The sequence below is a fragment of the Amycolatopsis sp. WGS_07 genome, assembly GCF_045278895.1.
GTDB lineage: Bacteria > Actinomycetota > Actinomycetes > Mycobacteriales > Pseudonocardiaceae > Amycolatopsis.
Genome location: NZ_CP136053.1, coordinates 645,793 through 669,903 on the forward strand (window position 1 = coordinate 645,793; position 24,111 = coordinate 669,903).

25 protein-coding genes and 2 pseudogenes are annotated in these 24,111 nt (G+C 70.0%); 16 read left to right on the top strand and 11 right to left on the bottom strand.

Annotated features, from left to right (window positions below):
- Positions 1 to 250: 250 nt before the first annotated feature.
- A complete protein-coding gene (locus RPX00_RS02745; RefSeq protein WP_406637136.1) occupies positions 251 to 736 on the bottom strand; it encodes a carboxymuconolactone decarboxylase family protein in 486 nt (161 codons plus the stop codon).
- 46 nt (positions 737 to 782) lie between these two features.
- Between RPX00_RS02745 and RPX00_RS02750 the strand changes: the two genes are divergently transcribed.
- The 4 genes from RPX00_RS02750 (at position 783) to RPX00_RS02765 (ending at position 4,699) form a co-directional block, all read left to right on the top strand.
- A complete protein-coding gene (locus tag RPX00_RS02750; protein WP_406637138.1) occupies positions 783 to 2,180 on the top strand; it encodes a PLP-dependent aminotransferase family protein in 1,398 nt (465 codons plus the stop codon).
- A 64-nt stretch (positions 2,181 to 2,244) separates the two neighbouring features.
- A complete protein-coding gene (locus tag RPX00_RS02755; RefSeq protein ID WP_406637140.1) occupies positions 2,245 to 2,421 on the top strand; it encodes a CsbD family protein in 177 nt (58 codons plus the stop codon).
- Between the two features lie 115 nt (positions 2,422 to 2,536).
- Positions 2,537 to 3,145 (top strand): TetR family transcriptional regulator, encoded by a 609-nt coding sequence (locus tag RPX00_RS02760; RefSeq protein WP_406637142.1) that lies wholly within the window; start codon positions 2,537 to 2,539, stop codon positions 3,143 to 3,145.
- Between the two features lie 18 nt (positions 3,146 to 3,163).
- Positions 3,164 to 4,699, top strand: a complete 1,536-nt coding sequence (locus tag RPX00_RS02765; protein WP_406637145.1) for an FAD-dependent monooxygenase — start codon at positions 3,164 to 3,166, stop codon at positions 4,697 to 4,699.
- On the opposite strand, the gene RPX00_RS02770 is transcribed toward RPX00_RS02765, so the two are convergent.
- Both RPX00_RS02770 and RPX00_RS02775 read right to left on the bottom strand, forming a co-directional pair.
- Entirely contained in the window at positions 4,671 to 5,480 is an 810-nt protein-coding gene (locus RPX00_RS02770) for a class I SAM-dependent methyltransferase (protein ID WP_406637147.1), read from the bottom strand. The two genes, RPX00_RS02765 and RPX00_RS02770, sit on opposite strands and share 29 nt — an antisense overlap.
- A gap of 23 nt (positions 5,481 to 5,503) precedes the next feature.
- Complete coding sequence (locus RPX00_RS02775) at positions 5,504 to 6,325, bottom strand: methyltransferase domain-containing protein (protein ID WP_406637149.1); 822 nt, start codon at positions 6,323 to 6,325, stop codon at positions 5,504 to 5,506.
- Between the two features lie 36 nt (positions 6,326 to 6,361).
- Here RPX00_RS02775 and RPX00_RS02780 point away from each other — a divergent pair, with 36 nt between their 5' ends.
- Positions 6,362 to 7,792: an FGGY-family carbohydrate kinase gene (locus tag RPX00_RS02780; RefSeq protein ID WP_406637151.1), complete on the top strand. Its 1,431-nt coding sequence runs from the start codon at positions 6,362 to 6,364 to the stop codon at positions 7,790 to 7,792.
- A gap of 4 nt (positions 7,793 to 7,796) precedes the next feature.
- A complete protein-coding gene (locus RPX00_RS02785) occupies positions 7,797 to 8,480 on the top strand; it encodes an alpha/beta hydrolase family protein (protein ID WP_406637153.1) in 684 nt (227 codons plus the stop codon).
- Here the strand turns inward: RPX00_RS02785 and RPX00_RS02790 are convergent.
- The 3 genes from RPX00_RS02790 to RPX00_RS02800 form a co-directional block, all read right to left on the bottom strand.
- Positions 8,473 to 9,171 carry an anti-sigma factor family protein gene (locus tag RPX00_RS02790; protein WP_406637155.1) on the bottom strand — a complete coding sequence of 233 codons (699 nt, stop codon included), beginning with the start codon at positions 9,169 to 9,171 and terminating at the stop codon, positions 8,473 to 8,475. The two genes, RPX00_RS02785 and RPX00_RS02790, sit on opposite strands and share 8 nt — an antisense overlap.
- Positions 9,168 to 9,707 carry a sigma-70 family RNA polymerase sigma factor gene (locus RPX00_RS02795; protein ID WP_406637157.1) on the bottom strand — a complete coding sequence of 180 codons (540 nt, stop codon included), beginning with the start codon at positions 9,705 to 9,707 and terminating at the stop codon, positions 9,168 to 9,170. The genes RPX00_RS02790 and RPX00_RS02795 overlap by 4 nt, the downstream gene beginning before the upstream one ends.
- Positions 9,708 to 10,623: 916 nt before the next feature.
- Positions 10,624 to 10,866, bottom strand: a complete 243-nt coding sequence (locus tag RPX00_RS02800; RefSeq protein WP_406637159.1) for a hypothetical protein — start codon at positions 10,864 to 10,866, stop codon at positions 10,624 to 10,626.
- Positions 10,867 to 10,994: 128 nt separating this feature from the next.
- On the opposite strand from RPX00_RS02800, the gene RPX00_RS02805 reads away from it, so the two are divergent.
- Positions 10,995 to 11,879 carry a DUF3800 domain-containing protein gene (locus RPX00_RS02805; RefSeq protein ID WP_406637161.1) on the top strand — a complete coding sequence of 295 codons (885 nt, stop codon included), beginning with the start codon at positions 10,995 to 10,997 and terminating at the stop codon, positions 11,877 to 11,879.
- Between the two features lie 6 nt (positions 11,880 to 11,885).
- Here the strand turns inward: RPX00_RS02805 and RPX00_RS02810 are convergent, their stop codons facing one another.
- A complete protein-coding gene (locus RPX00_RS02810; RefSeq protein WP_378313735.1) occupies positions 11,886 to 12,305 on the bottom strand; it encodes a DUF5709 domain-containing protein in 420 nt (139 codons plus the stop codon).
- A gap of 71 nt (positions 12,306 to 12,376) precedes the next feature.
- Here RPX00_RS02810 and RPX00_RS02815 point away from each other — a divergent pair, with 71 nt between their 5' ends.
- From RPX00_RS02815 to RPX00_RS02825, 3 genes and pseudogenes are all read left to right on the top strand, one after another.
- Positions 12,377 to 13,450 carry a VanZ family protein gene (locus RPX00_RS02815; RefSeq protein WP_406637163.1) on the top strand — a complete coding sequence of 358 codons (1,074 nt, stop codon included), beginning with the start codon at positions 12,377 to 12,379 and terminating at the stop codon, positions 13,448 to 13,450.
- A 50-nt stretch (positions 13,451 to 13,500) separates the two neighbouring features.
- On the top strand, positions 13,501 to 14,985 hold the full coding sequence (locus RPX00_RS02820) for an AlkA N-terminal domain-containing protein (protein ID WP_406637165.1): 1,485 nt from the start codon (positions 13,501 to 13,503) through the stop codon (positions 14,983 to 14,985).
- A pseudogene (locus RPX00_RS02825) lies at positions 14,982 to 15,455 on the top strand (methylated-DNA--[protein]-cysteine S-methyltransferase); the annotation flags it as partial. The gene RPX00_RS02820 and the pseudogene RPX00_RS02825, both read left to right, overlap by 4 nt.
- A 717-nt stretch (positions 15,456 to 16,172) precedes the next feature.
- Here the strand turns inward: RPX00_RS02825 and RPX00_RS02830 are convergent.
- Positions 16,173 to 17,041 (bottom strand): annotated as a pseudogene (locus RPX00_RS02830) (isocitrate lyase/phosphoenolpyruvate mutase family protein).
- An 86-nt stretch (positions 17,042 to 17,127) separates the two neighbouring features.
- A complete protein-coding gene (locus RPX00_RS02835; RefSeq protein ID WP_406637167.1) occupies positions 17,128 to 17,760 on the bottom strand; it encodes a peptide deformylase in 633 nt (210 codons plus the stop codon).
- 93 nt (positions 17,761 to 17,853) lie between these two features.
- On the opposite strand from RPX00_RS02835, the gene RPX00_RS02840 reads away from it, so the two are divergent.
- Both RPX00_RS02840 and RPX00_RS02845 read left to right on the top strand, forming a co-directional pair.
- A complete protein-coding gene (locus RPX00_RS02840) occupies positions 17,854 to 19,050 on the top strand; it encodes a cysteine desulfurase-like protein (protein ID WP_406642740.1) in 1,197 nt (398 codons plus the stop codon).
- Positions 19,051 to 19,785 carry an enoyl-CoA hydratase-related protein gene (locus RPX00_RS02845; protein ID WP_406637169.1) on the top strand — a complete coding sequence of 245 codons (735 nt, stop codon included), beginning with the start codon at positions 19,051 to 19,053 and terminating at the stop codon, positions 19,783 to 19,785.
- Here RPX00_RS02845 and RPX00_RS02850 read toward each other — a convergent pair.
- Entirely contained in the window at positions 19,782 to 20,297 is a 516-nt protein-coding gene (locus tag RPX00_RS02850) for a TetR/AcrR family transcriptional regulator (protein ID WP_406637170.1), read from the bottom strand. The genes RPX00_RS02845 and RPX00_RS02850 overlap by 4 nt on opposite strands.
- Positions 20,230 to 20,823 (bottom strand): N-acetyltransferase family protein, encoded by a 594-nt coding sequence (locus RPX00_RS02855; RefSeq protein WP_406637173.1) that lies wholly within the window; start codon positions 20,821 to 20,823, stop codon positions 20,230 to 20,232. Before RPX00_RS02855 ends, RPX00_RS02850 begins: the two co-directional genes overlap by 68 nt.
- Before the next feature lie 318 nt (positions 20,824 to 21,141).
- On the opposite strand from RPX00_RS02855, the gene RPX00_RS02860 reads away from it, so the two are divergent.
- The 4 genes from RPX00_RS02860 to RPX00_RS02875 all read left to right on the top strand — a co-directional run bounded on the left by RPX00_RS02860 (position 21,142) and on the right by RPX00_RS02875 (position 24,054).
- Positions 21,142 to 21,564 carry a hypothetical protein gene (locus RPX00_RS02860; RefSeq protein ID WP_406637175.1) on the top strand — a complete coding sequence of 141 codons (423 nt, stop codon included), beginning with the start codon at positions 21,142 to 21,144 and terminating at the stop codon, positions 21,562 to 21,564.
- 454 nt (positions 21,565 to 22,018) lie between these two features.
- A complete protein-coding gene (locus tag RPX00_RS02865; RefSeq protein WP_406637177.1) occupies positions 22,019 to 22,573 on the top strand; it encodes a hypothetical protein in 555 nt (184 codons plus the stop codon).
- 492 nt (positions 22,574 to 23,065) lie between these two features.
- Positions 23,066 to 23,515: a helix-turn-helix domain-containing protein gene (locus RPX00_RS02870; protein WP_406637179.1), complete on the top strand. Its 450-nt coding sequence runs from the start codon at positions 23,066 to 23,068 to the stop codon at positions 23,513 to 23,515.
- Positions 23,512 to 24,054 (top strand): toxin, encoded by a 543-nt coding sequence (locus RPX00_RS02875; RefSeq protein ID WP_406637181.1) that lies wholly within the window; start codon positions 23,512 to 23,514, stop codon positions 24,052 to 24,054. Before RPX00_RS02870 ends, RPX00_RS02875 begins: the two co-directional genes overlap by 4 nt.
- Positions 24,055 to 24,111 lie beyond the last annotated feature (57 nt).

A 24,111-nucleotide genomic window follows, 5' to 3' on the forward strand; every position in this document is an offset into this window, starting at 1 on the left:
GTAGTCGCCGTCACAAGCCGTCAATAAGACACCAAACCGCCGCCCACCAAGCTTTTAAGCATCTGCTTACACCGCCGACCCTCGATACACCAGACAATGCAAGCACGGTCAGTAATCAGACTGGATCGGTTAAGTCACGAGACCCGGAAAAGGGCACCCGAAATCTCGGATGCCCTTTTCCGCTTCCCCGGTCAAACTGCCGGTATGGCCGCCCGCGATCCTGCTCACATAGTGGTCCAGACCACCAGGCTCAATGCTCTCCCGGCACGTATTCGCCGGGCACCATCCGCGTCGTGACCGCGAACCGGTTCCACGCGTTGATCACCGTGATCGTCGCGATCAGCTGAGCCAGCTCGGTCTCCTCGAAGTGCTCCGCGGCGCGCGCGAAGACGTCGTCGGGCACGAAGCCGTCGGTGAGCACAGTGACCGCTTCGGTCAGCTCCAGCGCGGCGACCTCCTTCGCCGTGTAGAAGTGCTTCGACTCCCGCCACGCGGAGAGCTGGATGACGCGTTCGGTCGTTTCGCCGGCGGCCAGCGCGTCCTTCGAATGCATGTCGATGCAGAAGGCGCAGTGGTTGATCTGCGAAGCCCGGATCCAGACCAGCTGCCGCAGGACCGGGTCGAGGCCGTGCCGGGTCGCGGCGTCGAAGCGGATCATCGCCTTGTACGCCTCGGGTGCCAGCTCCGCCATCTTGAGCCGGAGCGGTTGTACCGGAAGTCGTTCTGTCGTGGTCATGACATCGACCCTACGAGCGATTGGCACTCTGTTATGGTCCATTTCCGTGCGCGCGGAGTGGGCCAGTTCGCTGAGTGAAGACCTCCACCTCGACCTGCGCGGGCCCCGCCTGCGCGACGGCCTGATGGAGGCGCTGCGGGACGCGATCCGCACCGGTCGCCTGACCCCAGGGGCGAAACTGCCGTCCAGCCGCACCCTCGGCGCGGATCTCGGAATCGCCCGGAACACCGTGGCGCAAGCGTATGCGGAACTCGTCGCCGAAGGCTGGCTCACCGCGAGACAAGGTGCCGCGACCCGCGTCGCCCCGCGCGCGGAAACCGCGCCCGCACCGACGATGCCGAAGCCCGCGCCGCGCCACCGGATCGTGCACGATCTACGCCCCGGCCAGCCAGATCTGTCCGCGTTCCCTCGCGCGGACTGGCTGAAAGCCGCGCGCCGCGCGCTGACCGGCGCGCCCGACGACGCGTTCGGCCTCGGCGATCCGTTCGGCCGCCCCGAGCTGCGCGAAGCCATAGCCGCATACCTCGCCCGCACTCGCGGCGTACGCGCGCACCCGGACCAGATCATGATCAGCACCGGCACGTCACACAGTCTCGTTGTGCTCGCCGAAGTACTGAAGCAGCGTGCGACACCGGCGGTCGCGGTCGAGTCGTACGGCCTCCAGGTCCACCACGCGCATCTCGCCAAGATCGGCCTCGGCACCCCGCTGCTGCCGGTCGACGCCGACGGCGCGGTGGTCGAGCACCTCGACGACCTGCCCGACGTCGGCGCGGTACTGCTGACCCCGTCGCACCAGTTCCCCACCGGCGTCGCGCTGCACCCGGACCGCCGGGCCGCGGTGGTGGACTGGGCTCGCCGGACCGGCGGCCTAGTGCTGGAAGACGACTACGACGGCGAGTTCCGCTACGACCGCAGCCCGGTCGGCGCGATGCAGGGACTCGACCCGGAACACGTGATTTACCTTGGCACCACAAGCAAAGCGCTCGCCCCGGGCCTGCGCCTCGGCTGGATGGTCCTGCCGCCGCGGATCGCCAGGGCCGCCGCCGAGGCGAAGGGCGAACGCGACCCGTACTCCGGCGTGGTCGACCAGCTCACCATGGCCGAGTTCATCACCTCCGGCAGCTACGACCGCCACATCCGCGCGATGCGGCTGCACTACCGCCGCCGGCGCGACCAGCTCGTCGCGGCGCTGGCCGAACACGCGCCGAACACCCGGGTGACCGGGCTGTCCGCCGGACTGCAGGTACTGGTGGACGTTCCGCGCGGCGAGGAAAGCGCTGTGGTGCAAGGGTCCGCGTGGCAAGGACTGTCGATGCACGGACTCGGCGCGTTCCGGCATCCCGACGCGCCCGCGGACCGCGACGCGCTGGTGATCGGCTACAGCACTCCGTCGGCGAGCGCGTGGTCGGGCGCGCTGGCCGCGTTGTGCCGGGTGCTGCCTTAGCCGTTCCCTCGCGTTTGCCACCCGCTGGAGCGGGTAGCCGCAGAAGGAGAAGGGAGGACGCATCGTGAACGACAAGCTCGAGAACAAGGCCGACGAACTCAAGGGCCGCGCGAAGGAAGCCGTGGGCAACGCCACGGACAACGAGCAGTGGCAGGCCGAAGGCAAGGCCGAGCAGGGCACGAGCCACCTCAAGCAGGCTGCCGAAAAGGTCAAGGACGCGTTCAAGAGCACCAAGGACTGACTCGCGCGTCGCCGCGAAGCCCGGGGCATCCGTGCCCCGGGCTTCTTCTCGCCCTTCAAACTTGCACAACACGCAAACTTTGCGCATTACGCAAGTAGCGCGCTACGCTGATCTCATGACCGAACGACCCAACCTCCGAGACCGCCGCCGCCAAGAGACCCGAGTCGACATCTCCTGGGCAGCGGTCCGCCTCACGGTCGAACGCGGTCTGTCGAACGTGACCATCGAGGAGATCGCCCGCGAGGCGGGAGTTTCGCCGCGCACCGTCAACAACTACTTCTCCAGCAAAGCCGAGGCGATCGTCGCGCGGCACCAGGACCGGGCCCGCGGGATCGCTGATCACCTCCGCGCGCGCCCGGCGTCGGAACCGCTGTGGACCGCGCTGCGGGAGGCCACGCTCAGGCAGCTCGACGTCGACCGCGGGGACGCTCCCGAGGGCGCGCCGGATCCACAATGGACCGCCGGAGTCCGGGTCATGATCGCGGAACCCGCGCTGGCGGGCGAATTCCTCAAGGCCAACGCGGCCGCCGAAGAAGCACTGGCCGAAGCGATCGCGGAACGCCTCGGCACGGAGGCCAGCGACCTCCGCGTCCAGCTCATCGCCACCACCGCCGGCGGCGTGCTGCGCGCGGTCATCCAGGAATGGCTGCGCGTCTCTCCGCCGAAGGACTTGGCCGACATCGTGCACCAGGCGTTCGACACTCTCGCCGAGGTGCTTCCCTGATCCCGCAAGGAGATCCCCGTGTCCGAAATCGTCATCGCGGGCGCCGGGCCGAACGGCCTGATGCTCGCCGCCGAACTCTGCCTCGCCGGAGTCCGCCCGATCGTCCTGGAACGGCTCGCCGAACCCGACGGCGTGCGCCGCGCCAACGGTCTCGTCGGCCAGGTCGTGCCGCTGCTGCACCGACGCGGCCTGTTCGAGAAGCTCACCGGTGCCCCCGAACCCGCTCCGGCTCCCCGGTTCGTCTTCGGTGCGTTCCCGATCGAATTCGCCGATCTGCCCCGAAACCCGATGTACCTCCTGCCGAAGCCGCAGCACGAACTTGAGCAGACCCTGATCGAGCACGTCCGCGCGCTCGGCGCCGAACTCCGCCGGGGCCACGAAATCACCGGCTTGACCCAGGACGAGAACTCGGTGACCGTACAGGTGCAGGGGCCGGACGGGCCCTACGAAATCGCCGCCGGATACCTGGTCGGCGCGGACGGCGGACGCAGCACCGTGCGCAAGCTCGCCGGGATCGACTTCCCCGGCGTCACGTGGGACGAGTCGGTGTCCCGCAGTGCGAACGTCCGGATCCCGGAGTCGTTCGTCGATCCCGCGACCGGCGGGCTCAAGCTGGAGACCGGGGTCCTCCCGCCGTTCCAGCACCACCGGACGGAAACCGGGGTGGCCGTGTTCGCGCCGTTCGACCCGGCGAATCCGGTGCTGTCGACCAGCGAACACGGCGGAGCCGCCGATTTCGCCGAGGACGAGCCGCTCACCATGGCCGAACTGCGCGCGAGCGTACAGCGGGTGCTCGGGGCCGACCTGCCGCTCGAACCGCCGTCCGGTCCCGGTCCGTTCCTGCTGCGCAGGCTGACCGGCGGCAACACCAGGATCGCCGAGACCTACCGGCGAGGCCGGGTGCTGCTGGTCGGCGACGCGGCCCACGTGCATTCCGCGATCGGCGGGCCGGGGCTGAACCTTGGCCTGCAGGACGCGGCGAACCTCGCCTGGAAGCTCGCCGCGGAGGTGCAGGGCTGGGCTCCGCCGGGGTTGCTCGACAGCTACGAAGGCGAACGCCGCCCGGTGAGCGAGCGCGTCGTGATGCATACCCAGGCGCAGAGCGCGCTCGTCGCGCCCGGCCCGGAAGTCACCGCGCTGCGCGAATTCTTCACCGAACTGCTGTCCTATCCGGATGCGCGACAGCACGTCGCCGACCTGATGTCGGGTGCGGACATCCACTACGGCACCGACCCGAGCAGCGGCCGCTGGGCTCCCGACCTGCCACTCGCCGATCCGGGCCCGCTCACCGCCGCGTATCGGGCCGCGCGCCCGGTGCTGCTGGACCTGACCCCGGACGCCGCGCTCGCCGACGCAGCCGCGCCATGGCACGACCGCGTCACCACGGTGTCCACCACGGCAACGGGAGAGGCACCGACCGCCCTGCTCATCCGCCCGGACGGTTACGTCGCCTGGTCCTCCACCGACGCCCAGCCCGACGTCGAGTCGCTCCGCGCCGCGCTCACGCAGTGGTTCGGCGCGCCGGTCAGGTCAGCCGTGTCGTCGCCACGTTGATCCGCGCCCCGGCCGGCAAGGTGCCGTCCGGGGTCACCAGCGGCCGGGTCGCCACCCTGAACGCGGTCCGCAGCCCCATCAGCTGCGTCTCGTCCAGCGCGTCGATCTGGTAGTAGGTGTCGTGGCAGGTCTGCCACACCGAATCCGGCGGGCCGGACAGGTCCACCAGCAGCTCGTGCCATTCGACCGGCGCGAATCCGGCCGGGCCGAGCAGCGCGTCGAGGCCTTCGCGGGTGCGGCTGCGCGGATCGCCGGAGGTCGGCACCTGACGGTCTTCGGCCACCACCGCGAAAAGCGGCCGGGCGACCTTCAGGAACACCTCGAGGGCATCGGTTCCACCGCCGCCCACGCCGATCACGAAGGTGCCGCCGGGCCGCAGCACGCGGGCGGTCTCGGCGATCACCTTTTCGACGTCGGACATGAGCATCAACGCCATGAGCGACACGACCGCGTCGTAGCTGTCGTCCGCGAACGGCAGCTCTTGCGCGCGACCTGGCCGCAGCTCCGCGTCAGCGAGCCCGGCCCGGCCGCGCGCGACTTCCAGCTGTTTGGCGGAAAGGTCGATGCCCGCGAGCTTTTCGGCGCCACGACCGGCGAGCACGGCCAGCAGCGCGCCGTCCCCGCAGCCGAGGTCGAGCACGCTGCGCGGCTGGCCCACGTGGCCGGCGAACGCCTCGTACACCGAGCGCCCGTCGACCCGGCCCCGCTCGGCCAGTTCGGACGCTGCCGCCGGGTTCCGGTCGTGAAAATCGCGCAGGAACTCTTCGGCGGGCGTCATCATGCCCGTGACGGTAGCGCGAACGGTCACTTCAGCAGCTCAGTTTTGGCCAGGTTGACGCAAAGCCCCGCCGGAAGCCGGCCGTCCGCGGTGCGCAAATGCTCGGTTTCGGCGAGGAACGCCGAGCGCAGCCGGGCCAGCTGGACGTCGTCCAACGTGTCGGTCGAGTAATACGATTCACAGCACAACGTCCACACCTCGTCCGGCGCGGCGGTCAGGTCGATCTCGTACGGCTCCCAGGAAACCGGCGCGAACCCGGCCGGTGCCAGCACCTCGTCGATCCCCTCGCGGTTCGACGTGCGCCGTTCGTCGGTGTAGGTGGCCCGCCGCTCCTCCGGCACCTCCCGGAACAGCGGCCGCGCCAGCTCCAGGAACACCGGCGTCGCGCCGGTCGATTCGGGACCGCCGACGACCACCGCGAACGCCCCGCGCGAGGCCAGCACCCGAGCCACCTCGGCGGCGACGGCTTCCGCGTCCTCCATGAGCATGAACGCCATGTGCGACACGACCGCGTCGAAAGCCCCGTCGGCGAACGGCAAATCCTGCGCTCGTCCGTGATGAAGCTCCGCGTCAGCCAGCTCAGGACGCTGCCGGGCAAGCGCGAGCTGCCCCGAGGACAGGTCGACGCCAGCAAGCTTTTCCGCGCCGCGCCGCGCGCAAACGGCCAGCAGCGCACCGTCTCCGCACCCGAGATCGAGCACCCGGCGGGCGGGCGCGACCCGATCGGCGAGCACCTCGTAGCTCGTCCGGCCGTCGCCGGCCACCCGGCCGGACTCGATCAGCACGGACATCGCGTCCGGTTTGCGATCGTGGTACTCGCGCAGGTAGTTCTCCGCGGCAGAGGTCATGCTTCGAAGGTAGCGAATTCCTGGTACCCCTGTGGCATGGACGAAGAAGCTCTGCTCGGCATCGACGTCGGCACGACCGCGGTGAAAGTCGCGGCGTTCGCGCCGGACGGCCGGGAACTCGCGGCGCACTCCGCGCCGTACCCGATCCGCCGGCCGCGGCCCGGCTGGGCCGAACAGGATCCCGAGGAGTGGTGGCGCGCAACGGACTTCGCGCTCCGCACCGTCCTTTCCGGACTTCCCGCCGGTTCCGTGCGCGCGGCCGGGATCGTCAGCCAGGTCAACACTCATCTCCTCGCCGACCGCGAACTGCGACCGCTCACCCCGGCGGTGATCTGGCAGGACCAGCGCTGCGCGGAGATCGCCGCGGAACTCGACGCGCGCTTCACCGACGACGACAAAAAACGCATCTGGGGCGGGCCTATCGTGCTCGATGCGTCGTTCGCTGGCGCACGGGCCGCGTGGTTCGCTCGCGAGCACCCGGAATTATGGTCCCGCGCACGATGGATGCTGAGCCCCAAGGACTTCATCGGCGCGCGGCTCACCGGACGGGTCGCGACCGACCTTCTGTCCGGCGTGCGCATCGCAGGCGCTTCCGGTTACCTGCCCGAAGCGGTCGCCCTCGTGGACGGGCTAGGCGACCGCCTGCCGGAACTGCTCGCTCCGGAGGAACCCCTCGGCCACGCTGCCGTCTTGGGCGACGCTCCGGTCGTCGTCGGGACAATGGACGCGTTCGGCGCGGTTTTCGGCACCCGCACAACGGAACCGGGCCGCGCGATGGTCACCTGCGGAACGTCGTTGGTAGTCGCGGCCGCCTCCCGCCGGAACGAATCAGTACGCGGCCTGGTCACTTTCCCGCCACGCGGCGACGTCGTCGTGCACGCCGGACCGACGCAAGCGGCCGGCGACGCGGTCCGCTGGTGGAGCCGAGTGTCCGGGCTATCCGTGCCGGACGTGTTCGCGTCCGCCGCGGAAGGCAAGCCCGGCGTGGTGTTCCTGCCGCATCTGCAAGGCGAACGCGCGCCGCTGTGGGATCCGGACCTGCGCGGCAGCTTCCTCGGCCTGACCTCGTCCACAAGCACCGCCGACCTGTCGCGAGCCGTGCTGACCGGGGTCGCGTTTTCCGCCCGGCACGTGCTCGAAACCGTCGAAGAAGCCTGCGGCGAACGCCTTCCGTCCGTGACGTTCTCCGGCGGCGGCGCGCGCAGCGACCTCTGGACGCAACTGCACGCCGACGTTCTGTCCCGTCCCGTCGAACGCCTCCGCGTCCACGACAGCGCCGCGCTCGGAGCCGCTCTTCTCGGCGCAGTCGGCGCGGGACGGTATCCAGCCGTCGAAACCGCAGCAGCCTCGACGGTCGCCGTAGAGCGGACCTTCGCCCCCGAGACCGACTTGACCAGCCTGTACGAGGCGTATCGCGCGGCCCACGAAGGGCTCGCAAGAGTGCACGAACGGCTAGCGCGATGGTGATCTAATGGCCAGCATGGAAACCCTCCGCTACGGCAGCGAGCCCAGCCAGTTCGTCGAACTCCACGGCGCCCCGGGCGGGCGGGGCACCGCGATCCTGCTGCACGGCGGATGGTGGCGCGCCCGGCACGACCTGCACCAGCTCGACCCGATGGCGGCCGACCTCGTCGCAGCGGGCTGGTACGTGGCGAACCTGGAGTACCGGCGCGTCGACGGCGACACCGGCGGCTGGCCGCAGACCCTGGAGGACGTCCTGGCCGCGATCGCCGCCGTCGACCGCCCGGCCGCGCTGCCGACCGTCGCGATCGGACACTCCGCGGGCGGGCACCTGGCGCTGCTTGCCGGACGGGAACTCTCCGGCGTCATCGCGCTGGCCCCGATCACCGACGTCCCGCGCGCCAGGGCCGAAGAGCTGGGCGAAGGCGCCGCCGGACTGTTCCTGACCGGCGACGACCCCGCCGCGTCCCCGATCCGGCAACTGCCGATCGGCAGCCCGCAACTGGTCGTACAAGGCGACGCCGACGTCCGGGTCCCCGTCGCGCACAGCCGTGACTACGTCGCCGCAGCGAAGGCGGCCGGGGACGACGTGGAGTACGTCGAACTCCCCGGCGTCGACCACTTCCGCCTGATCGACCCGTCCGACGAACCGTGGCAACCCGCCCGCGACTGGCTCGACCGGCGATTCAGCTGACGTCCGCCTCGACAAACCGGTGCCCGGCGGTGTTCTCGATGACCACCGCCGTCACCTGCGCAGGGTCGACGACCGCCGTGCCGTAGAGATTCGCGCCGTCGCGCGCCGCCCGCTCGGACACCATCCAGCCGCCCGCGACCTGACGCTGGCCGTCCTTGCCCAGCACCACGAGCAGGCATTTCTCCCCGGCCGGGATGCCGGTCACCGAACCGTCCACGCGCACCCACCCCGCTTGCGGAACGATGTTCGCGGTAAGCCGGGCCTGCCCGCTGGCCCCGGAAACCACCTTGGTGCCAGGAACCGCACTCGCCGACGGCGGCGCGGTCGGCACGGCCACCGCCGGCCCGGACGAACTGCGCCCCACCAACACCCCGACCCCCACCGCGGCCGCGGCCACCACTACCGCCGCGGCGACCGCCATCCACCGCCCGCGCCCAGCCCGCGCCCGCGACTCCGCGCGAACCCGGTCCACCGTCCGCCGCATCACCAGGTCCGCCCCCACCGGCGGCCCGTCCAGCAACGCCTCCGGCGGCAGTTCGCCGAGGAAACTCTGCACCTCCCGCAGCGAGGCAGCCTCCGCCCGGCAACGCTCGCACCCGTCCAGATGCGCCTCGACGTCGCGCCGCTCGCCCGAGGAGAGCTGACCGGACAGGTATCCCGCCAGGTCGACGTGTTCGTCGGCAGTGTTCATCCGGCCACTCCTTCCGCTCGCCGGAACTCTTCCCGCAACGCCCGCAACCCGTAATACGAGCGGGACTTGACCGTGCCCGGCGGAATCCCGAGCCGCTCAGCCGCCTCGGCGACGCTGCGTCCCCGCAAATACATCTGCTCGAGCACCTCGCGATGCTCCGGAGAAAGCCCGTCCAGCGCGGCGAGCACCACCATCGAGTCGACCACCTGATCGGCATGATCCCGCTCAACCGGCCCGCCCGACGCCGCCTCAGCGACCTCCTGCGGCCGAGCCTCCTTCGCCCGGACCCGGTCGATCACCAGATTCCGCACCACGGTGAGCAACCACCCGCGCACCGACCCCCGCCCGTTGACCAGGCTGTCCGGACTCCGCCACGCCCGGACGAGCGCCTCCTGCACCACGTCCTCCGCCGCCGCGCGATCGCCGAGCAGCCGGGTGGCGTAGGCGAGCATCGCCCGCCCATGCTCCTCGAAAAGCGCGCGAACGAGCGCCTCGTCCGCAACCGCCCGCCGATGACGGGCCCTGAACCCGGCCATGCCCCGATCATCCTCCCGCCAGGACCCGATTGTCCCTCGCGGGGTGCGGAACCCGTGCCCCGATCGATACCCGCCCAGCAGCGTGGTTCCGCCGACACGATCGGGGAACGGACCCTCCGCAGGCCCGGGACCTGGGCTAAGTTCGAAATTGATCCAGCCGGAAGGCTTGCTCACCAGGTCGGCGCACGCCGGTGCCGTGCACTGGGATCACCGCCCCGGCCGCCCGACCGCCCTGGAGCCGCCGGGAGCGCTGCGCACACCGCCCTCCCGGCGGCTCCGGGGCACCCAGGGGCTGTTTCCTGCCGATCGCTTCCCGCCCCCGGCCGGTCCCTCGGCAGCCACGGGCTGTTTCCCACCACTCGCTTCCGCCTCCCCGGACCGGCCCCGGTGCCCAGGGACTGTTTCCGGCCGCGCGCCTCCGCCGCCCCGCGCCGATCCCTCGGCAGCTAGGCCTTCAACCGGTTCCGTCCGCTTCTCGCCGCTCGCCTCCGCTAGGCCCGACTGGTTCCCTCCGCGGCCAGGCCTTCAGCCGATTCCGTCCGCTGCACCTTCACCCGGCCCTCCCCGCCGCCGGACCTTCGCTGCACCTTCACCCGACTCCCTGCGCGGCCGGTGCATCGACCAGCAACTGGGGCGGCGGCGATGCCCGGACGGCTTGCGCTGAGCCTGTGGCGGCAATCGCTCTCGAACCTCGCCCGGAACTCCGCGAAGCAAGCGACTGCCGCTCGCCAAAACCTCCGGCAGGAAACCCGCCCGCGCCCGCCTTGCTCGAGTGGCGACTCGGCCGATCACCACCACGAGGGCCGGTACCCGCCTGCTCCGGCCCCGCCGATCGCCTGCCAGACCGCCGCGTCCGCAACCCCAGCAGTCGGCCTGGACCCCAGCCCGGCACCACCGCGCAGCGTCCACAAAGGACTCAAGCCGCGGCGGCCCCCAGGTCGGTCAGCACCACCGGACTCGCCGGTGCGCCCCGGCGGCGGGCGATCTTCACCAAGCCCCGGCGGCGCAGGCGGTCCATCGCCACCGTTTCCCACTGCGGGACCCGTCCGCCGACCGACCACAGGTAGCACTCCGCGGCCCCGACGAATCCGTTGTGGACCACCACCATCCCGCGCCGCACGTCGTCCAGTGCGTGTACGTCCTCCTCGACGAGCACCATGACCGGCTCCCTCCGTCCCCTTCATGGTGAAACTTCGAGGGCCTCCGGCACATCCGGGAATCCACCTCAGGGGTCCCCTGGAGAAACGGGGTCGCCACCGTCTCGCGGGTCTGGCAGGATCGGACAGTGTGCGGCCGCCGACGATCGCGTGCGACGAGTCCGGGGCGGAGGGCGTGAACCTGATCGGCGCGAACACCGCGGTATTCGCGCATGCCGCCGTCCGGCTGGAACCCGCGGCCGCCGCCGAATGTGTTGCGCGGCTTCGGGAACTCATCGGTTCCCCCGCGCTCGAGTACAAAGCCAACCATCTCCTGCGCGCCAAGAACCGCGGCGCACTAGAGTGGCTGCTCACCGAGGCTCTCGCGGACGCCGCCAGCGTGCTGCTCGTCGACAAGGCCCTGTTCCTCGCGGGCAAAATCATCGATCTGCTGGTCGACCAGACCCCCTATCCGGAATGTCTGCGCCGCCGTCCGGACGCCCGCGCTCGCGCCCTGCATCGGGACGGCCCGCGCGTCCACGGCTCCCGCCGCTGGAATGAGTTCCTGCGCTCGTTCACCGGACTGCTGCGTACCTCGAACCGCCGCCTTCCCGCGACGACTCCCGACGAGTTCTTCGCTCAAACGGACGTCCTCGGCGATCTGGTCGCGGCCCGCCCACAGGTCACCGCGCTGCGCGACGAACTCCTCGCCGACCCCGGTCTCGTCCCACCGCTCGACCCGCTGATGCCCGCCCTCGCCGACACGATCGCGTTCTGGCGTGCGGAAAACGTCATCCACGACGAGCAGCCGTCCCTCACCCCGGCCCGGCTCGCGCAACTGCTCGACCCGGTGCCGCGGTGGCGATTCGTCGACTCGAAGTCCGAACCGCGGGTCCAGGCAGCCGATTTCCTGGCCGGAGTCGCCCGGCGGCTGACCGAGGAAACCCTGCACGGCGGCGGGGACGCGGACCTTGTCAAACTGCTGCGGCCGTACGTGCTTCCGGCGTCGGTCTGGATCGGGGAGCCAGCGGACTGAGCGTGGTCACCAGTCCCGCGGATTGACCACGTGCACAGCGGCTTCCTCAGCCGACGCCGCGCCGCCGTCGATGCCGATGTCCGAGGCGTACAACTCGTCCTCGGTGTCCGGTCCGAAGCCCGCGTTGGTGGCCACCAGTCGGCCCGCGCGGCGGTCGCCGACCTCGTCGTCGACCAGTTCGCCGTCGGTGTCGTCCGTGTCGCCGAGGCCGTCGCCGTCGGTCGCGCGGATGTCCGGGAGTTCCCGGGCCAGCCGGCCCGACCAGCTTTCCCCGGCGGCCTCTTCGGCGGCCGTGGTGCCCCAGTCTCGAGTCGCGAGTGGACGTTCCGGCGGCGAGTAACCCTCGTCGTAGGGGTCGGTGTCCTCCAGCGTGTCCTCGGGATCCAGCACTCCGGTGTCGGCGTTGTCTTCGATGTCGTCGTCCACTGCGCCTCCTTCCCGCGTGCTCAGGTTACTGCCGCCCGCTAGCCTGTGCGCTCACACCGGGTGGAGGAACGATGACTCAGTGGAGCGGTCCCACGCTGATCGCCGTGTTCGCCGGATTCGGGCTGGCATTCGTGTTGGTAATGCCGTACGTGGCGATCAGCTATCGCAAACGCGGCGAACTCGGCTTGCTCCGCGCCATCGCCGCACCGGCGTTCCTCGTGTACTGCTTCGCGCTCGTCACCTACACGTTGCTGCCGCTGCCCGACATCGACGCGGCGTACTGCGCGGCACACGAATCGCTGCGGCATCCGGTCTGGAACCCGCTCCAGTTCCTTGACGACATGAAGCAGTTCAACACTGGCCTGCTGGATAATCCGGCGCTGCGCCAGGTGTTGTTCAACGTCGCGTTCTTCGTGCCGTGGGGCGTGTTCCTGCGGCGAATGTTCGAGCGAAGCATCGGATTCGCCATCGTCAGCGGGTTCTTCGTGTCGCTCGCCATCGAGACGACCCAACTGACCGGCGTGTGGTTCCTGATGGAATGCCCGTACCGGCTGTTCGACACCGGCGACCTGATGGCCAACACCGCCGGCGCGGCGGTCGGCGCGCTCCTCGCCCCCGTGCTGCGTCGCTCCGGCCGGTTGCGTCCAGCCGACGAACCGCGTCCCGTCGTCGCCCGGCGGCGACTGCTGGGCATGGTGCTCGACCTGATCGCGGTCACGCTGCTGGGCGTCGTGCTGAGCATGATCGCGCTCGCGGTCCAGTACGTCACGAAGGGCACGCTGCAGAACAACACGCTGCTCGACGAGATCCTCGGCCGCTGGGTGCCCACCGCGGTCCTCCTTCTGCTCGTACCACTGGCGGGCAACGGCGCGACGCCTGGTCAGCGGGCAGTTCTGCTGACGGTCGTGCGCGCGGACGGGCGCCCGCCTTCGGTGCTGCAGTCGATCGTCCGGTTCCTCGTCGGCTCGGGCGGCTACTTCATCCTGGTCGGGCTGGATTCCGGGTGGACGTCGCTGTGGCTGCTGGCGCATCTGGTGTTCATGATCTTCACCCGGGGACATCGCGGCCTGACCGGGCTCGTGTGCCGGTTGTCCGTCGTCGACACCCGGGCGGCGGTTCGCGAGCCAGTTGCCCCGCCAGGGTGATGTCGTTTTTTCGCGAGGTTTAGCCGGACCTCCGGGGCAGACTGGTCGGCGTGTATGAGGACACCGAACGCTGCGTCCGCGCGGTGCAGTCCAAGGACGACCGGTTCGACGGCTGGTTCTTCACCGCGGTGCTGACCACGGGGATCTACTGCCGGCCGAGTTGCCCGGTGGTGCCGCCCAAGGTCGAGAACATGCGCTTCTACCCGAGCGCCGCCGCCGCACAGGCCGCCGGATTCCGCGCCTGTAAACGCTGCCGCCCCGATGCATCGCCCGGTTCGCCGCTGTGGAACGAACGAGCCGACGTCGTCGCGCGCGCCATGCGCCTGATCGGCGACGGGGTCGTCGACCGCGAAGGCGTGCAAGGCCTCGCCGCGCGACTGGGCTACAGCGTGCGGCAGGTGGAACGCCAGGTGCAGGCCGAACTGGGCGCGGGACCGCTCGCGCTCGCCAGGGCGCAGCGCGCCGAGACCGCCCGGTTGCTGATCGAAACCACCACGATGCCGATGAGCGATATCGCGCACGCAGCGGGCTTCTCCAGCATCCGGACGTTCAACGAAACCGTGCGGGCAGTCTTCGCGCTGACCCCGAGCGAGCTGCGCTCCCGCGTACGCGGCGGGAAGCGGAGCAAGTCACCGGGCGTCCTTTCGCTGCGGCTGCCGTTCCGTCGACCGCTGTGTCCGGACAACCTGTTCGGCCACCTGATCGCCACCGCGGTGCCGGGCGTCGAGGAATGGCGCGACGGTGCCTACCGCCGCACCCTGCGACTGCCGAACGGCCACGGCGTGGTGTCGCTCCGCCCGGAGCCGGACCACGTCGCGTGCCGCCTGAGCCTCACCGACCTGCGCGACCTCGCCGCCGCGATCAGCCGTTGCCGCTGGCTGCTGGACCTGGACGCCGACCCAGTAGCGGTCGACGAGCAGCTCGCCGCGGACCCGACCCTCGCTCCCCTGGTCGCCACCGCCCCGGGCAGGCGCGTCCCGCGCACGACCGACTCAGCCGAGTTCGCCGTCCGAGCCGTCCTCGGCCAGCAGGTCTCGACCGCGGCCGCCCGCACCCACGCCGCACGGCTGGTCCTGGCGCACGGCACCCCGATCGAGGACCGGGAAGGCGGCCTGACGCACCTCTTCCCGTCGCCCGAGGCGTTAGCGGACCTAGACCCGGAAACCCTGGCCATGCCCAAGACCCGCCGCACCACCCTCCTTGCCCTGGTGTCCGCGCTGACCTCCGGCGACGTCGACCTCACCGCAGGCGGCGACTGGGTCCACGCCCGCGCGCAACTGGCCGCGCTCCCCGGCTTCGGCCCGTGGACGGTGGAAAGCATCGCCATGCGCGCCCTCGGCGACCCAGACGCCTTCGTCGCGACCGACCTAGGCGTGAAGATCGCCGCCGAAACCCTAGGCCTGCCAACGAGTCCAGCCGCACTGATCGCCCACGCCAGCCGGTGGCAGCCGTGGCGCGCGTACGCGGTCCAGCACCTCTGGGCGACCGGCGACCACCCGATCAACCGGATTCCTGAGGTGGAGGAATCGGCATGACCGTGGTGCACACCGTCATCGACAGCCCAGAAGGCCCACTGACCCTCATGGCCCGCGACGGCGGCCTGGCCGGCCTGTACATCGGCGACGAGCAATACCGCCCGCCCCGCGCCGCCTTCGGCGACCGAGACAACCGCCCGTTCGGCGCGGCGACCCGTCAGCTGAACGAGTACTTCGCCGGTAAGCGAGTCGAGTTCGATCTTCCATTAGCTTTCAGCGGCACTCCTTTCCAAGAGACGGTGTGGCGGGCGCTCCTGCAGATCCCGTACGGCGAGACGACGACCTACCGAGAGCTGGCGGAGTCGATCGGCCGCCCGACGGCGTCCCGCGCGGTCGGCCTGGCGAACGGCCGCAACCCGATCGGCATCGTGGTGCCGTGCCACCGAGTACTGGGCAGCGACGGCTCACTGACCGGCTACGCGGCGGGGATCGACTGCAAACGACGGTTGCTGGAGTTGGAACGGGGCGGGCGGTTGGTTGCGGGACGAGCCGGGTTCGGCCCTGGCCGGTTGAACGGCGGCTGGGGTGGAGGAGCTGGCTCGGACTGGGCGGTTGGTCGCGGGGCGAGCCCTGTTTGGGCCTGGCCGGTTGAACGGCGGTTGGGCTGAATGAGCTGGCTCGGACTGGGCGGTTGGCCGTGGGGCGAGCCCTGTTTGGGCCTGGCCGGTTGAACGGCGGCTGGGGTGGAGGAGCTGGCTCGGACTGGGCGGTTGGCCGTGGCGCGAGCCGGGATCGGGCCTGGTCGGTTGCGCGACGGTTGGGGTCGGTGGGCTGGCTCGGGCTGGGTGGTTGATCGCGGGACGAGCCGAGTTCGGCCCTGGCCGGTTGAACGGCGGTTGGGGTGGAGGAGCTGGCTCGGACCGGGCGGTTGATCGCGGCGCGAGCCGGGTTCGGACCGGTCAGCCGAGCGGCGATTGCGGTGGGCGGGCTGGTTTGGGACTCGGCGGTAGTCACGGGGGCACGGTCGGCCGCGCCGCAACCGGAATGGGTCGGCTCGGGCTGGATGGGGCAGCTCGGGCTGAGTGGCTGGTCGCGGGGTGAGCCCGGTTTGGGCCGGTCGGCTGAGCTGCGGCTGGATTGGACGTCGTCGAGCTGGCCGACTGGGCTGCGGTCGGAGTGGACGTGGTCGGCCCCGGCTCCGCAGCCTCATCCCGCGCTCCGCTGCCTCCCTCTCGTGCTCCGCAGCCTCATCCCGCGCCCGACAGCCGCCTCGTCCCAGGCTTAGCAGTCGCTAGTTGAACCAGCCGTTCACCGTTCCAGAAGTCCAGTGCGCCAGTCACCTCCCCATACGTCCCCTGCTTCAGCACCTCGGCCGCCGCGTGGTGGGCCAGGGAGTATGCCGCCTGGGCGATCGACGTGCCTACGCTCACCCGGCGCACCCCGGCCGCTGCCAGGTCCGAGACTGGGGGCGCGCCCGGTCCGGCCATGGCGCTCACCGGGATCGGCGAGGACTTCGCCAGGTCCGCCAGCACCTCGACGTCCACCAGACCCGGCACGAAAATGCTGTCCGCTCCAGCCTCGGCGTAGACGCGGGCTCGGGTCAGCACGTCGGCGAAGCGGCCGGCGGGTTCGCCGATGCCGAAGAGGTATACGTCGGTCCGGGCGTTGAGCCACAGGTCCGCCAGGCCGGCCGACGCGGCGGCGGCGCGGGCTGCGGTGAAGCGTTCTGCCTGTTCGTCTGGGGTGAAGAGGGTGGCGGTTCCGGCGCGGGAGTCTTCCAGGTTCACGCCAACCGCACCGGCTTCGACGACTCCGGTCACGGTTTCGGCGACAGCCGAGGGGCTAGGCCGTAGCCACCTTCCACGTCCGCCGTCACCGGGAGTTCTACGGCTGCCGCGATCTGGGCGATCACCGCGAGCATTTCCGCGCGGGTGAGGTGTTGGCCGTCGCCTTTGGCCAGGGCCCAGGAGACGCCTCCGCTGGTGGTGGCGATCGCGGGGGCGCCGGCGCGTTCGATGGCGACCGCGCTGCCTGCGTCCCAGGCGTTGGGCAGCACCAGAACGTCGGCGGCGTGGAGTTCGCGGAAGAGTTTTGCCTTGTCCTGCAACGAGTTCATGAGGTTCTCCCCAGTGGCGGGCCCCGGGCGGGGCGACTGGGACGGAACGTATCAGCGGGCACCGACAAAAACCGGAGCCAAGCAGGTCAGGGGAGGTCGAAGCCCAGTTCACGGGCGGCATCGGCGGGGGTCGGCTGGGTCCAGCGGCGAGCGACGGCCTCGTGCGTGGACAGCGAGCGCAACTCGGCTCGGTCCAGGTACAGGATGCCGTGCAGATGGTCGGTCTCGTGCTGGACGATTCGCGCTGGCCAGCCGGACAGTTCCTCGTCCAGTGCCGCGCCAGTTTCGTCGCTGCCGCGAAGCCGGATTCGCAGGGCTCGCGCGACCACAGCCTGCCAGCCGTGCACGCTCAGGCAGCCCTCGAAGAACGCGGCGGTTTCGTCGCCCACTCGGGTGTACGTGGGGTTCACCAGCACGCGGAACGGCAGCGGGACGATTCCGCGGGTGGCGAGAGTGGATTCGGCGACGCCGGGGCGTTCGCGGGCACCGTCCTCAACGACGGCGATCCGGACCGACAGGCCGATCTGCGGCGCGGCGAGGCCGACGCCGGGTGCCGCGCGCATGGTTTCCTTCATGCCTTCGATCAGCGCGGACAGCATTTCCTCGCTCAGCTCGCCCTCGTACGGACGCGCGGCGGCGCGCAGCACTGGGTCGCCTGCCTGCACGATCGGCCACGGCAACGGCTGGGCGAGCAGCTTTTCGACCTGTTCGGCGAGCACCGGCGGACCCCTCTCCAAGGGCAACGGGACAGCGGCATGATCGCACCCGCGCGGAGCACGACACTCGCCCGGGGATCAGGCAAGCTGGCAGCCGTGGCCTACGACGTGAACGCGATCCGCAAGCATTTCCCCGCGCTCGAGGGCGGCGCCGCCCACTTCGACGGACCTGGCGGCTCCCAGGTACCGGACGTAGTCGGCGAAGCAGTGTCCTCGACTCTCTGCGCCGCTATCGCGAACCGCGGCACCGTGACAGCGGCGGAGCGCCGCGCGGACGGCGTCGTGCGCGAAGCCCGCCAAGCCGTCGCTGACTTGCTCGGTGCACGCCCTGAAGGCGTCGTATTCGGCCGCAGCATGACCCAGGTGACGTACGACTTCTCCCGCACACTCGCGAAGAACTGGGGACCAGGAGACGAGGTCGTGGTCACCCGCCTGGACCACGACGCCAACGTCCGGCCGTGGGTACAGGCTGCCGAGGCGCGCGGCGCGACTGTCCGATGGGCGGACTTCGATCCCACGACGGGCGAGTTGCCGACGTCAGCGGTCACCTCGCTGCTCACTGACCGGACGCGGCTGGTCGCGGTCACTGCGGCGTCGAACCTGCTGGGCACCCGGCCCGACATCCCGGCGATTACCGACGCGGTGCGCGAAGCGGGCGCGCTCAGCTACGTGGACGGCGTGCATCTGACGCCGCACGCGCCGGTCGACATCGCGGCTTTGGGCTCGGACTTCTACGCCTGCTCGCCGTACAAGTTCCTCGGCCCGCACCTTGGTCTCCTCGCAGCCGCGCCGGACCTCCTGGAGACACTGCAGCCGGACAAGCTGCTGCCGTCGAGCAACACCGTTCCTGAGCGCTTCGAGCTGGGTACGTTGCCGTACGAACTGCTCGCGGGCACGACCGCAGCTATCGACTTCCTCGCCGGACTAGTGCCGAGCGAAGGCAGCCGCCGCGAACGTTTGCGTACGTCGTTGACGGCGCTCGAAGCGCATGAAGAAGCACTGCTGCAGCGGTTGGAGGACGGCCTCGCTGCTCTGCCGCGCGTCGTGCGTTACGGCTCGCCGACGCGGCACCGTACGCCGACAGTGCTGTTCTCGGTCACCGGTCTCACCCCGCAGGCGGTGTACGAACGCCTCGGTGCGCAAGGGATCAACGCGCCTGCTTCGACGTTCTACGCCATCGAGTGCGCACGGCACCTCGGCCTTGGCGACACTGGTGCCGTACGCGCGGGCATCGCGCCGTACACGACTGCAGCGGAGGTCGATCTGCTGCTCGCTGCCGTTGCGGAGCTGTGAATGAGCATCGAGACGACCGTCGACGGACAGGTCACCACCGTCACCATCAACCGTCCGGAGAAGCGGAACGCGCTCACGAAGGCGATGTACATCGCCCTCGCCGACGCCTTCGACGCTGTCCGCACCCCAATCGTCGTACTGAGCGGAGCTGGCGGCGCGTTCACCGCAGGCAACGACCTCGGCGACTTCCTCGCGCACGAAGCCGGTGACAGTACGAAGACTCCTGCGCGAGTCTTCCAAGAGGCATTGCTCGCAACGCAGGCTGTAGTGGTCGCGTCGGTGGACGGTCCGGCTGTCGGCATCGGCGCGACCCTCCTGCTGCACTGCGACCTCGTCTACGCCACCGAACGCAGCTACCTGCAGTTCCCGTTCGTCCCGTTGGGATTGGTGCCGGAGTTCGGCAGCAGTTACGCCCTACCGCGCCGCGTCGGTCCACAGCGGGCGACGGAGCTACTGCTGTTCGGAGAACGGCTCCCGGCGGCCGAAGCGGCGCAACTCGGGTTGGTCAACGAAGTGCTCCCGGACGCGACAGCGCTGAGTAAGCGGGTCTCGGAACGCGTGACGACACTCGCGGAACGGTCAGTGCGCGCGTTGACGACCACGCGCGCGCTGTTGCACGACCGCACCGACACGAGTGTCGAAGAGCGAATGGAGTCGGAGAGTAAGCACTTCGCCGAACTGCTGCACGACCCGGACACTGTCCAGACGTTGCGCGCGAAGCTCGACAGGCGTTAGCGACGACGGCGCTTGTCCACAGCGGCGTCGAGAACCGGACCGAGTTCCTCGACAACGGTGTCGAGCGCCGAGACGGAACGCTCCACTCGCGCCAGCACCACGGCACCTTCGAGCGCGCTGATCATCAGCACCGCCAACGAAGCAGCGCGCGCCGCCGGTACGCCCATCTGCTCCAACGCGGACACGATGGGCTTCCGCCACTCAACGAACGCGTCGTTAGCGCGCTCGCGCAACGGTTCGCTCGATGCCGCTGTGTCGGTGACTGTGGCCACCAGCGGACAACCGCCGCCGTACCCGATCTCGATGAACTCTCGGCGCCACTGCTCGACAACGGCGGCGAAGAGCGCGGACGGCGTCGGGTCGTCGAGAGAGTCCATCGCGCGCGTTACGCGGCGCGCGGCGTAACGGCCCGCCCAGTCGATGGCCTCGCCGAACAGCTGTTCCTTACCGCCCGGGAAGTAGTGCTGCAGCGACCCCCGCGGCGCTTCGGCATGCGCCACCACTTCGCGCATCCCAGTGCCGCTCAGACCTTGCGTACGCAGCAACTGCGCAGCGCTGAAGACCATCCGGTCGCGCGCCGGCCGTTCCGTCATCGAGCGTCTCCTCCGTGACTGTCAGCTCGTACTCGTTCTCTCCGCCGTACCCCGGGACGAAGCGGAACCCGCACGCCCGCAGCAATCCTTCCGCGGCGACGTTGCCCTCCTGCACCGTGGCGTGCAACGTCCAACCGCGCCACCGCTCGGCGGCCAGCCCGACCAGGCCGCGGCCGATGCCCCGCCGCTGCCAGCCGTCGGCGACGAGCAGCCCCAGCTCGACGCGGCGGTCGTCCTCCGGAACCGCGTTCAGCAGTCCGGCGGGCGCGCCCGAGGCCTCGGCGACGAGCGCGGTGCCGGCGAGGAGGAACCGCTGGTACCGGGCAAGGACTGCCTCCGGCTCGATCGCGCCGCCGAGGGTGAAGCGGCGGCTCAGCGATTCCGGCGAGCAGGCCCGGACGAGGTCGGCCACGGAACCGGCGGTAGCCGGTCGCACGGCGGTCATGACAGTCGTCATAAACCGAGAGTGGCACACGGCCGTGACTATGACAAGCGTCATGGGAGATGTCACGCTGCCGACACGGCCCGCGCGATCCGGCGGCCCCGGCGCCCGCGGACGGCCACCGGTTTCGGGTAAGGCGAATTAACTTATCGTGCCCGCGATACCCCATCGGCGGTAATTCCACCGATTAATCGGGTGCCGAACACGATGCGTGGTCGCCGGGCCTCTTTGGGTGAAAATGGTTCCCGATACCTGCCGGGAAGCCGTTTTCTCCTTATATTTTCCTGGACGCTCCGGCATGCGAGCAAAGGAGATACGGCCATGACCCAGTCGCTCGAGGTTCCGACGAAGGAATTCTGTCTCGACTGGACGATGGACGGCGCCAATGGCGGCCGGGTGCACTTCACCCTGTCCGGCCAGGTGAGCCTTTTGGACGGCAAGCGGTTCTACAAGATCGACGGCGTGCTGTACATCGCCGACGGCAGCGCGTACTGCCGGGAGATCGGGAACCCGCGGCTGCACGTGCGGCGCAACGGCGTCGAGGAGAGCGGACGGCAATGGGGCTGGGAACCGATCAGTTCCCGCAAGAGCGCGAACCGGCTCTGCACAATGGACGGTTATTTCGTGCGCACGGGCTACTGGGCCCCCGCCGATCGCAGCATCCAACTCGGAATAGTCGCCGAGCACGGAATCACCCGGCGGCGGACGCACAGCTCTACCGCGACGATTCGGCTCGTCGACTGAATGCCTCTCGGATATCGGGATTGTTCCAGGCTTTGCGATTTCGCGACGGCTCGGACAGGCACGCCTGTCCGAGCCGCCCGCGTTCCGGGCCGCCCAGGACCGCAAGATCGCTTACCCGCCAAGCCAAAACCACGCGAATCAGACATCCGCCCGACGCGCGCCCGTCCGCGCGCCTGCCCGGCGAAACACCCGTCCCCGGCAACGCACCCCGCCCGCGAGACATTGGCCTGGACCACTCACGAGCGACAACCGCCGCTCGTCGTCACCCACATGGGTAAACCCCTGTCCCGGAGGTAAGCAGGAACACACCGGATCCCCAGGAAAAACGTGAAAAACGTTGTGCGGGACACAGCGCTCGCGCGCGCGAAAGAGGACCATGGGAGCCATGCGGAACAGGACTCGGGCAGGCAGACCACCACACCCTGGTAAACGATTGCTCCGACGGCTCGGCGCCGTGCGCAACCCGCTCGTTCGCCGGTCGGATCGGATCGAAGGCGTACTCGCCGGGATCGTCACGCTGATCGCGCTCGTCGCGATTCCGTTCGCCATGATGATCGGCAGCGCGGACATCGACGCGGAGACCGCCGCGTCGGAAGCGCAGCTGCAGTCCCGGCACCAGGTGACCGCGACAGTGCTCACGACGGCGACGCAGCCAGCCGCTTCCGTCGGCGACAGCGCGCCGATCGCCAACACCGCGCGCGTGAACGCGGTCTGGAAGCCGCCGAACGGCGCGCAGCGGACCGGCGTCATCACGGTGCCCAGCGCCGCCGCGACCGAAGGCTCGACCACCGAGATCTGGCTCGACAACTCCGGCAAGCAGACCACCGCCCCGCTGACGCACGCGGACGCGGTCACCAACGGCGTGCTCGTCGCGGCCTTCTGCTGGCTGTGCGTGGTCGCCGTGCTGGCCGGCGCGTTCTGGGTGGCGCGGCGAGTGCTCGACCACCGGCGCGCGGCGCGGTGGGCGGCCGAATGGGCGCAGCTCGCCGGTCCGGAAGCGGTTCGCTGACACCTCCGCATGCTTGGCGCGGTCGCGGTGCCGGTGGGTGATGGCTAGCCCACCGGTGCCGTCGGCCCAGTCCCGTCGCATCTCCGCAAGCTGTCCGCGATCGCTTTACTGATCAGCTCCGCGAACCGTGCGTGACCGCCGTATTGATCAACTCCGCAATCCACCGACACCTCCGCGAACCATGCGCGATCACGGTGCGGCCAGCGGCTTTCCGACCTGAAGCACGGGCGTAGTGCGCCGGCCCGGAGGCAGCCCGCGCTCACGTGCGCTGCCTCCGGGCCCGGCCCCGGCGGACCGAGCGGGGCGACACCCCCAGCGTCGCCCCGGGCCGGTACTACGCCTGCCGCCCTGCCCGGATGTGGCGAGTTAGCCACCAGCTATCTCGTCGGGGCACAGTCTTGTGGAGCCCTCCGGCGATTGTCAACTGTGAGCTAATCTGAGATAGTCGCCTTAGCTGAGAGCAATCAGCTGCAACTGGAGGGGCGTAGCAGCATGTCCGAAGACACCCGGCCGGAGGATGCCCGGCCCACCCTGGCCTCCAGACTCGACGACCTCTTCCGCACCGTCCGCCCGCAAGGCAAGCACTGGACGAACGCCGAGGTGGCGGCCGAACTGAAGCGGGTCTCGCCGGAGCTGAAGGTCGGCGCGGTGTACTTGTCTCAGCTACGCACCGGCAAACGCACCAACCCCTCCCAGGAACTGCTTGCCGCGCTGGCGAAATTCTTCGGCGTGTCCGTCGCGTACTTCTTCGACGACGAGGTCGCCGGCTCCGTGCTGTCCGAACTGGCCGCGGTGGAGGCGATGCGCCAGGCAGGCGTCCGCGCGGTCGCGATGCGCGCGGCGGGCATGCGCGAGGAAAACCTCCAGGCGATCACCACGATCATGGACCAATATCGCAAGATGCAGGGGCTGCCCCCGGTCACGGACGAAGCGGCGCGGTGACCGGCACCCCGTCCGAAGCCCCGCAGCGGCGCGAGCAGCTGCGCCGGATGCGCGACGAAGGCGCCCGGCGGATAGCCGAACTCGACCTGCCGCCGAAATACGACCTGGCCACGCTCTGCGCGCGCCTTGGCGAGATCCGCGAACGGCCGATCACCCTAGTGCCGTTGCCGATGCCCGCGTCACACCCGTGCGGCATGTGGGTAGCCGCACGGGGCGAGGACCTGATCTTCTTCGACGCCAACACCACCGGGGCGCACCAGGAGCACATCATCTTGCACGAGCTGGGTCACATCATCTGCTGCCATCGCGGCTCGGGTCTCCTTGACGACGAGAGCGCCCGCTCGCTGTTCCCCAACCTGGACCCGGACATCGTCCGGGACATGCTGATGCGCGCCACCTACGACGACGCACAGGAACAGGAAGCCGAGATCATCGCCTTCCTGCTGTCCGAACGCATGGGCACCCCCGCGAAACCCATCGCCGAAACCCCCAAAGCAGGGGAAAAGCCGATGGACCGGATCGAACGCTCCCTCCTCTAGCGGGTCGGAACCGTCCGTGAGGGCCGCCTTCACGGACTTAGATTCCCTCAAGGAGTC

Excerpts from the sequence above, each read along its gene's own strand:
- RPX00_RS02770 (WP_406637147.1), bottom strand. The coding sequence starts at position 5,480 with ATGATGACGCCCGCCGAAGAGTTCCTGCGCGATTTTCACGACCGGAAC.
- RPX00_RS02860 (WP_406637175.1), top strand. The coding sequence starts at position 21,142 with ATGACCCAGTCGCTCGAGGTTCCGACGAAGGAATTCTGTCTCGACTGG.
- RPX00_RS02800 (WP_406637159.1), bottom strand. The coding sequence starts at position 10,866 with ATGGTGCTCGTCGAGGAGGACGTACACGCACTGGACGACGTGCGGCGC.
- RPX00_RS02780 (WP_406637151.1), top strand. The coding sequence starts at position 6,362 with ATGGACGAAGAAGCTCTGCTCGGCATCGACGTCGGCACGACCGCGGTG.
- RPX00_RS02855 (WP_406637173.1), bottom strand. The coding sequence starts at position 20,823 with ATGACCGCCGTGCGACCGGCTACCGCCGGTTCCGTGGCCGACCTCGTC.
- RPX00_RS02790 (WP_406637155.1), bottom strand. The coding sequence starts at position 9,171 with ATGAACACTGCCGACGAACACGTCGACCTGGCGGGATACCTGTCCGGT.
- RPX00_RS02785 (WP_406637153.1), top strand. The coding sequence starts at position 7,797 with ATGGCCAGCATGGAAACCCTCCGCTACGGCAGCGAGCCCAGCCAGTTC.
- RPX00_RS02815 (WP_406637163.1), top strand. The coding sequence starts at position 12,377 with ATGACTCAGTGGAGCGGTCCCACGCTGATCGCCGTGTTCGCCGGATTC.
- RPX00_RS02795 (WP_406637157.1), bottom strand. The coding sequence starts at position 9,707 with ATGGCCGGGTTCAGGGCCCGTCATCGGCGGGCGGTTGCGGACGAGGCG.
- RPX00_RS02845 (WP_406637169.1), top strand. The coding sequence starts at position 19,051 with ATGAGCATCGAGACGACCGTCGACGGACAGGTCACCACCGTCACCATC.
- RPX00_RS02775 (WP_406637149.1), bottom strand. The coding sequence starts at position 6,325 with ATGACCTCTGCCGCGGAGAACTACCTGCGCGAGTACCACGATCGCAAA.
- RPX00_RS02870 (WP_406637179.1), top strand. The coding sequence starts at position 23,066 with ATGTCCGAAGACACCCGGCCGGAGGATGCCCGGCCCACCCTGGCCTCC.
- RPX00_RS02745 (WP_406637136.1), bottom strand. The coding sequence starts at position 736 with ATGACCACGACAGAACGACTTCCGGTACAACCGCTCCGGCTCAAGATG.
- RPX00_RS02760 (WP_406637142.1), top strand. The coding sequence starts at position 2,537 with ATGACCGAACGACCCAACCTCCGAGACCGCCGCCGCCAAGAGACCCGA.
- RPX00_RS02850 (WP_406637170.1), bottom strand. The coding sequence starts at position 20,297 with ATGCGCGAAGTGGTGGCGCATGCCGAAGCGCCGCGGGGGTCGCTGCAG.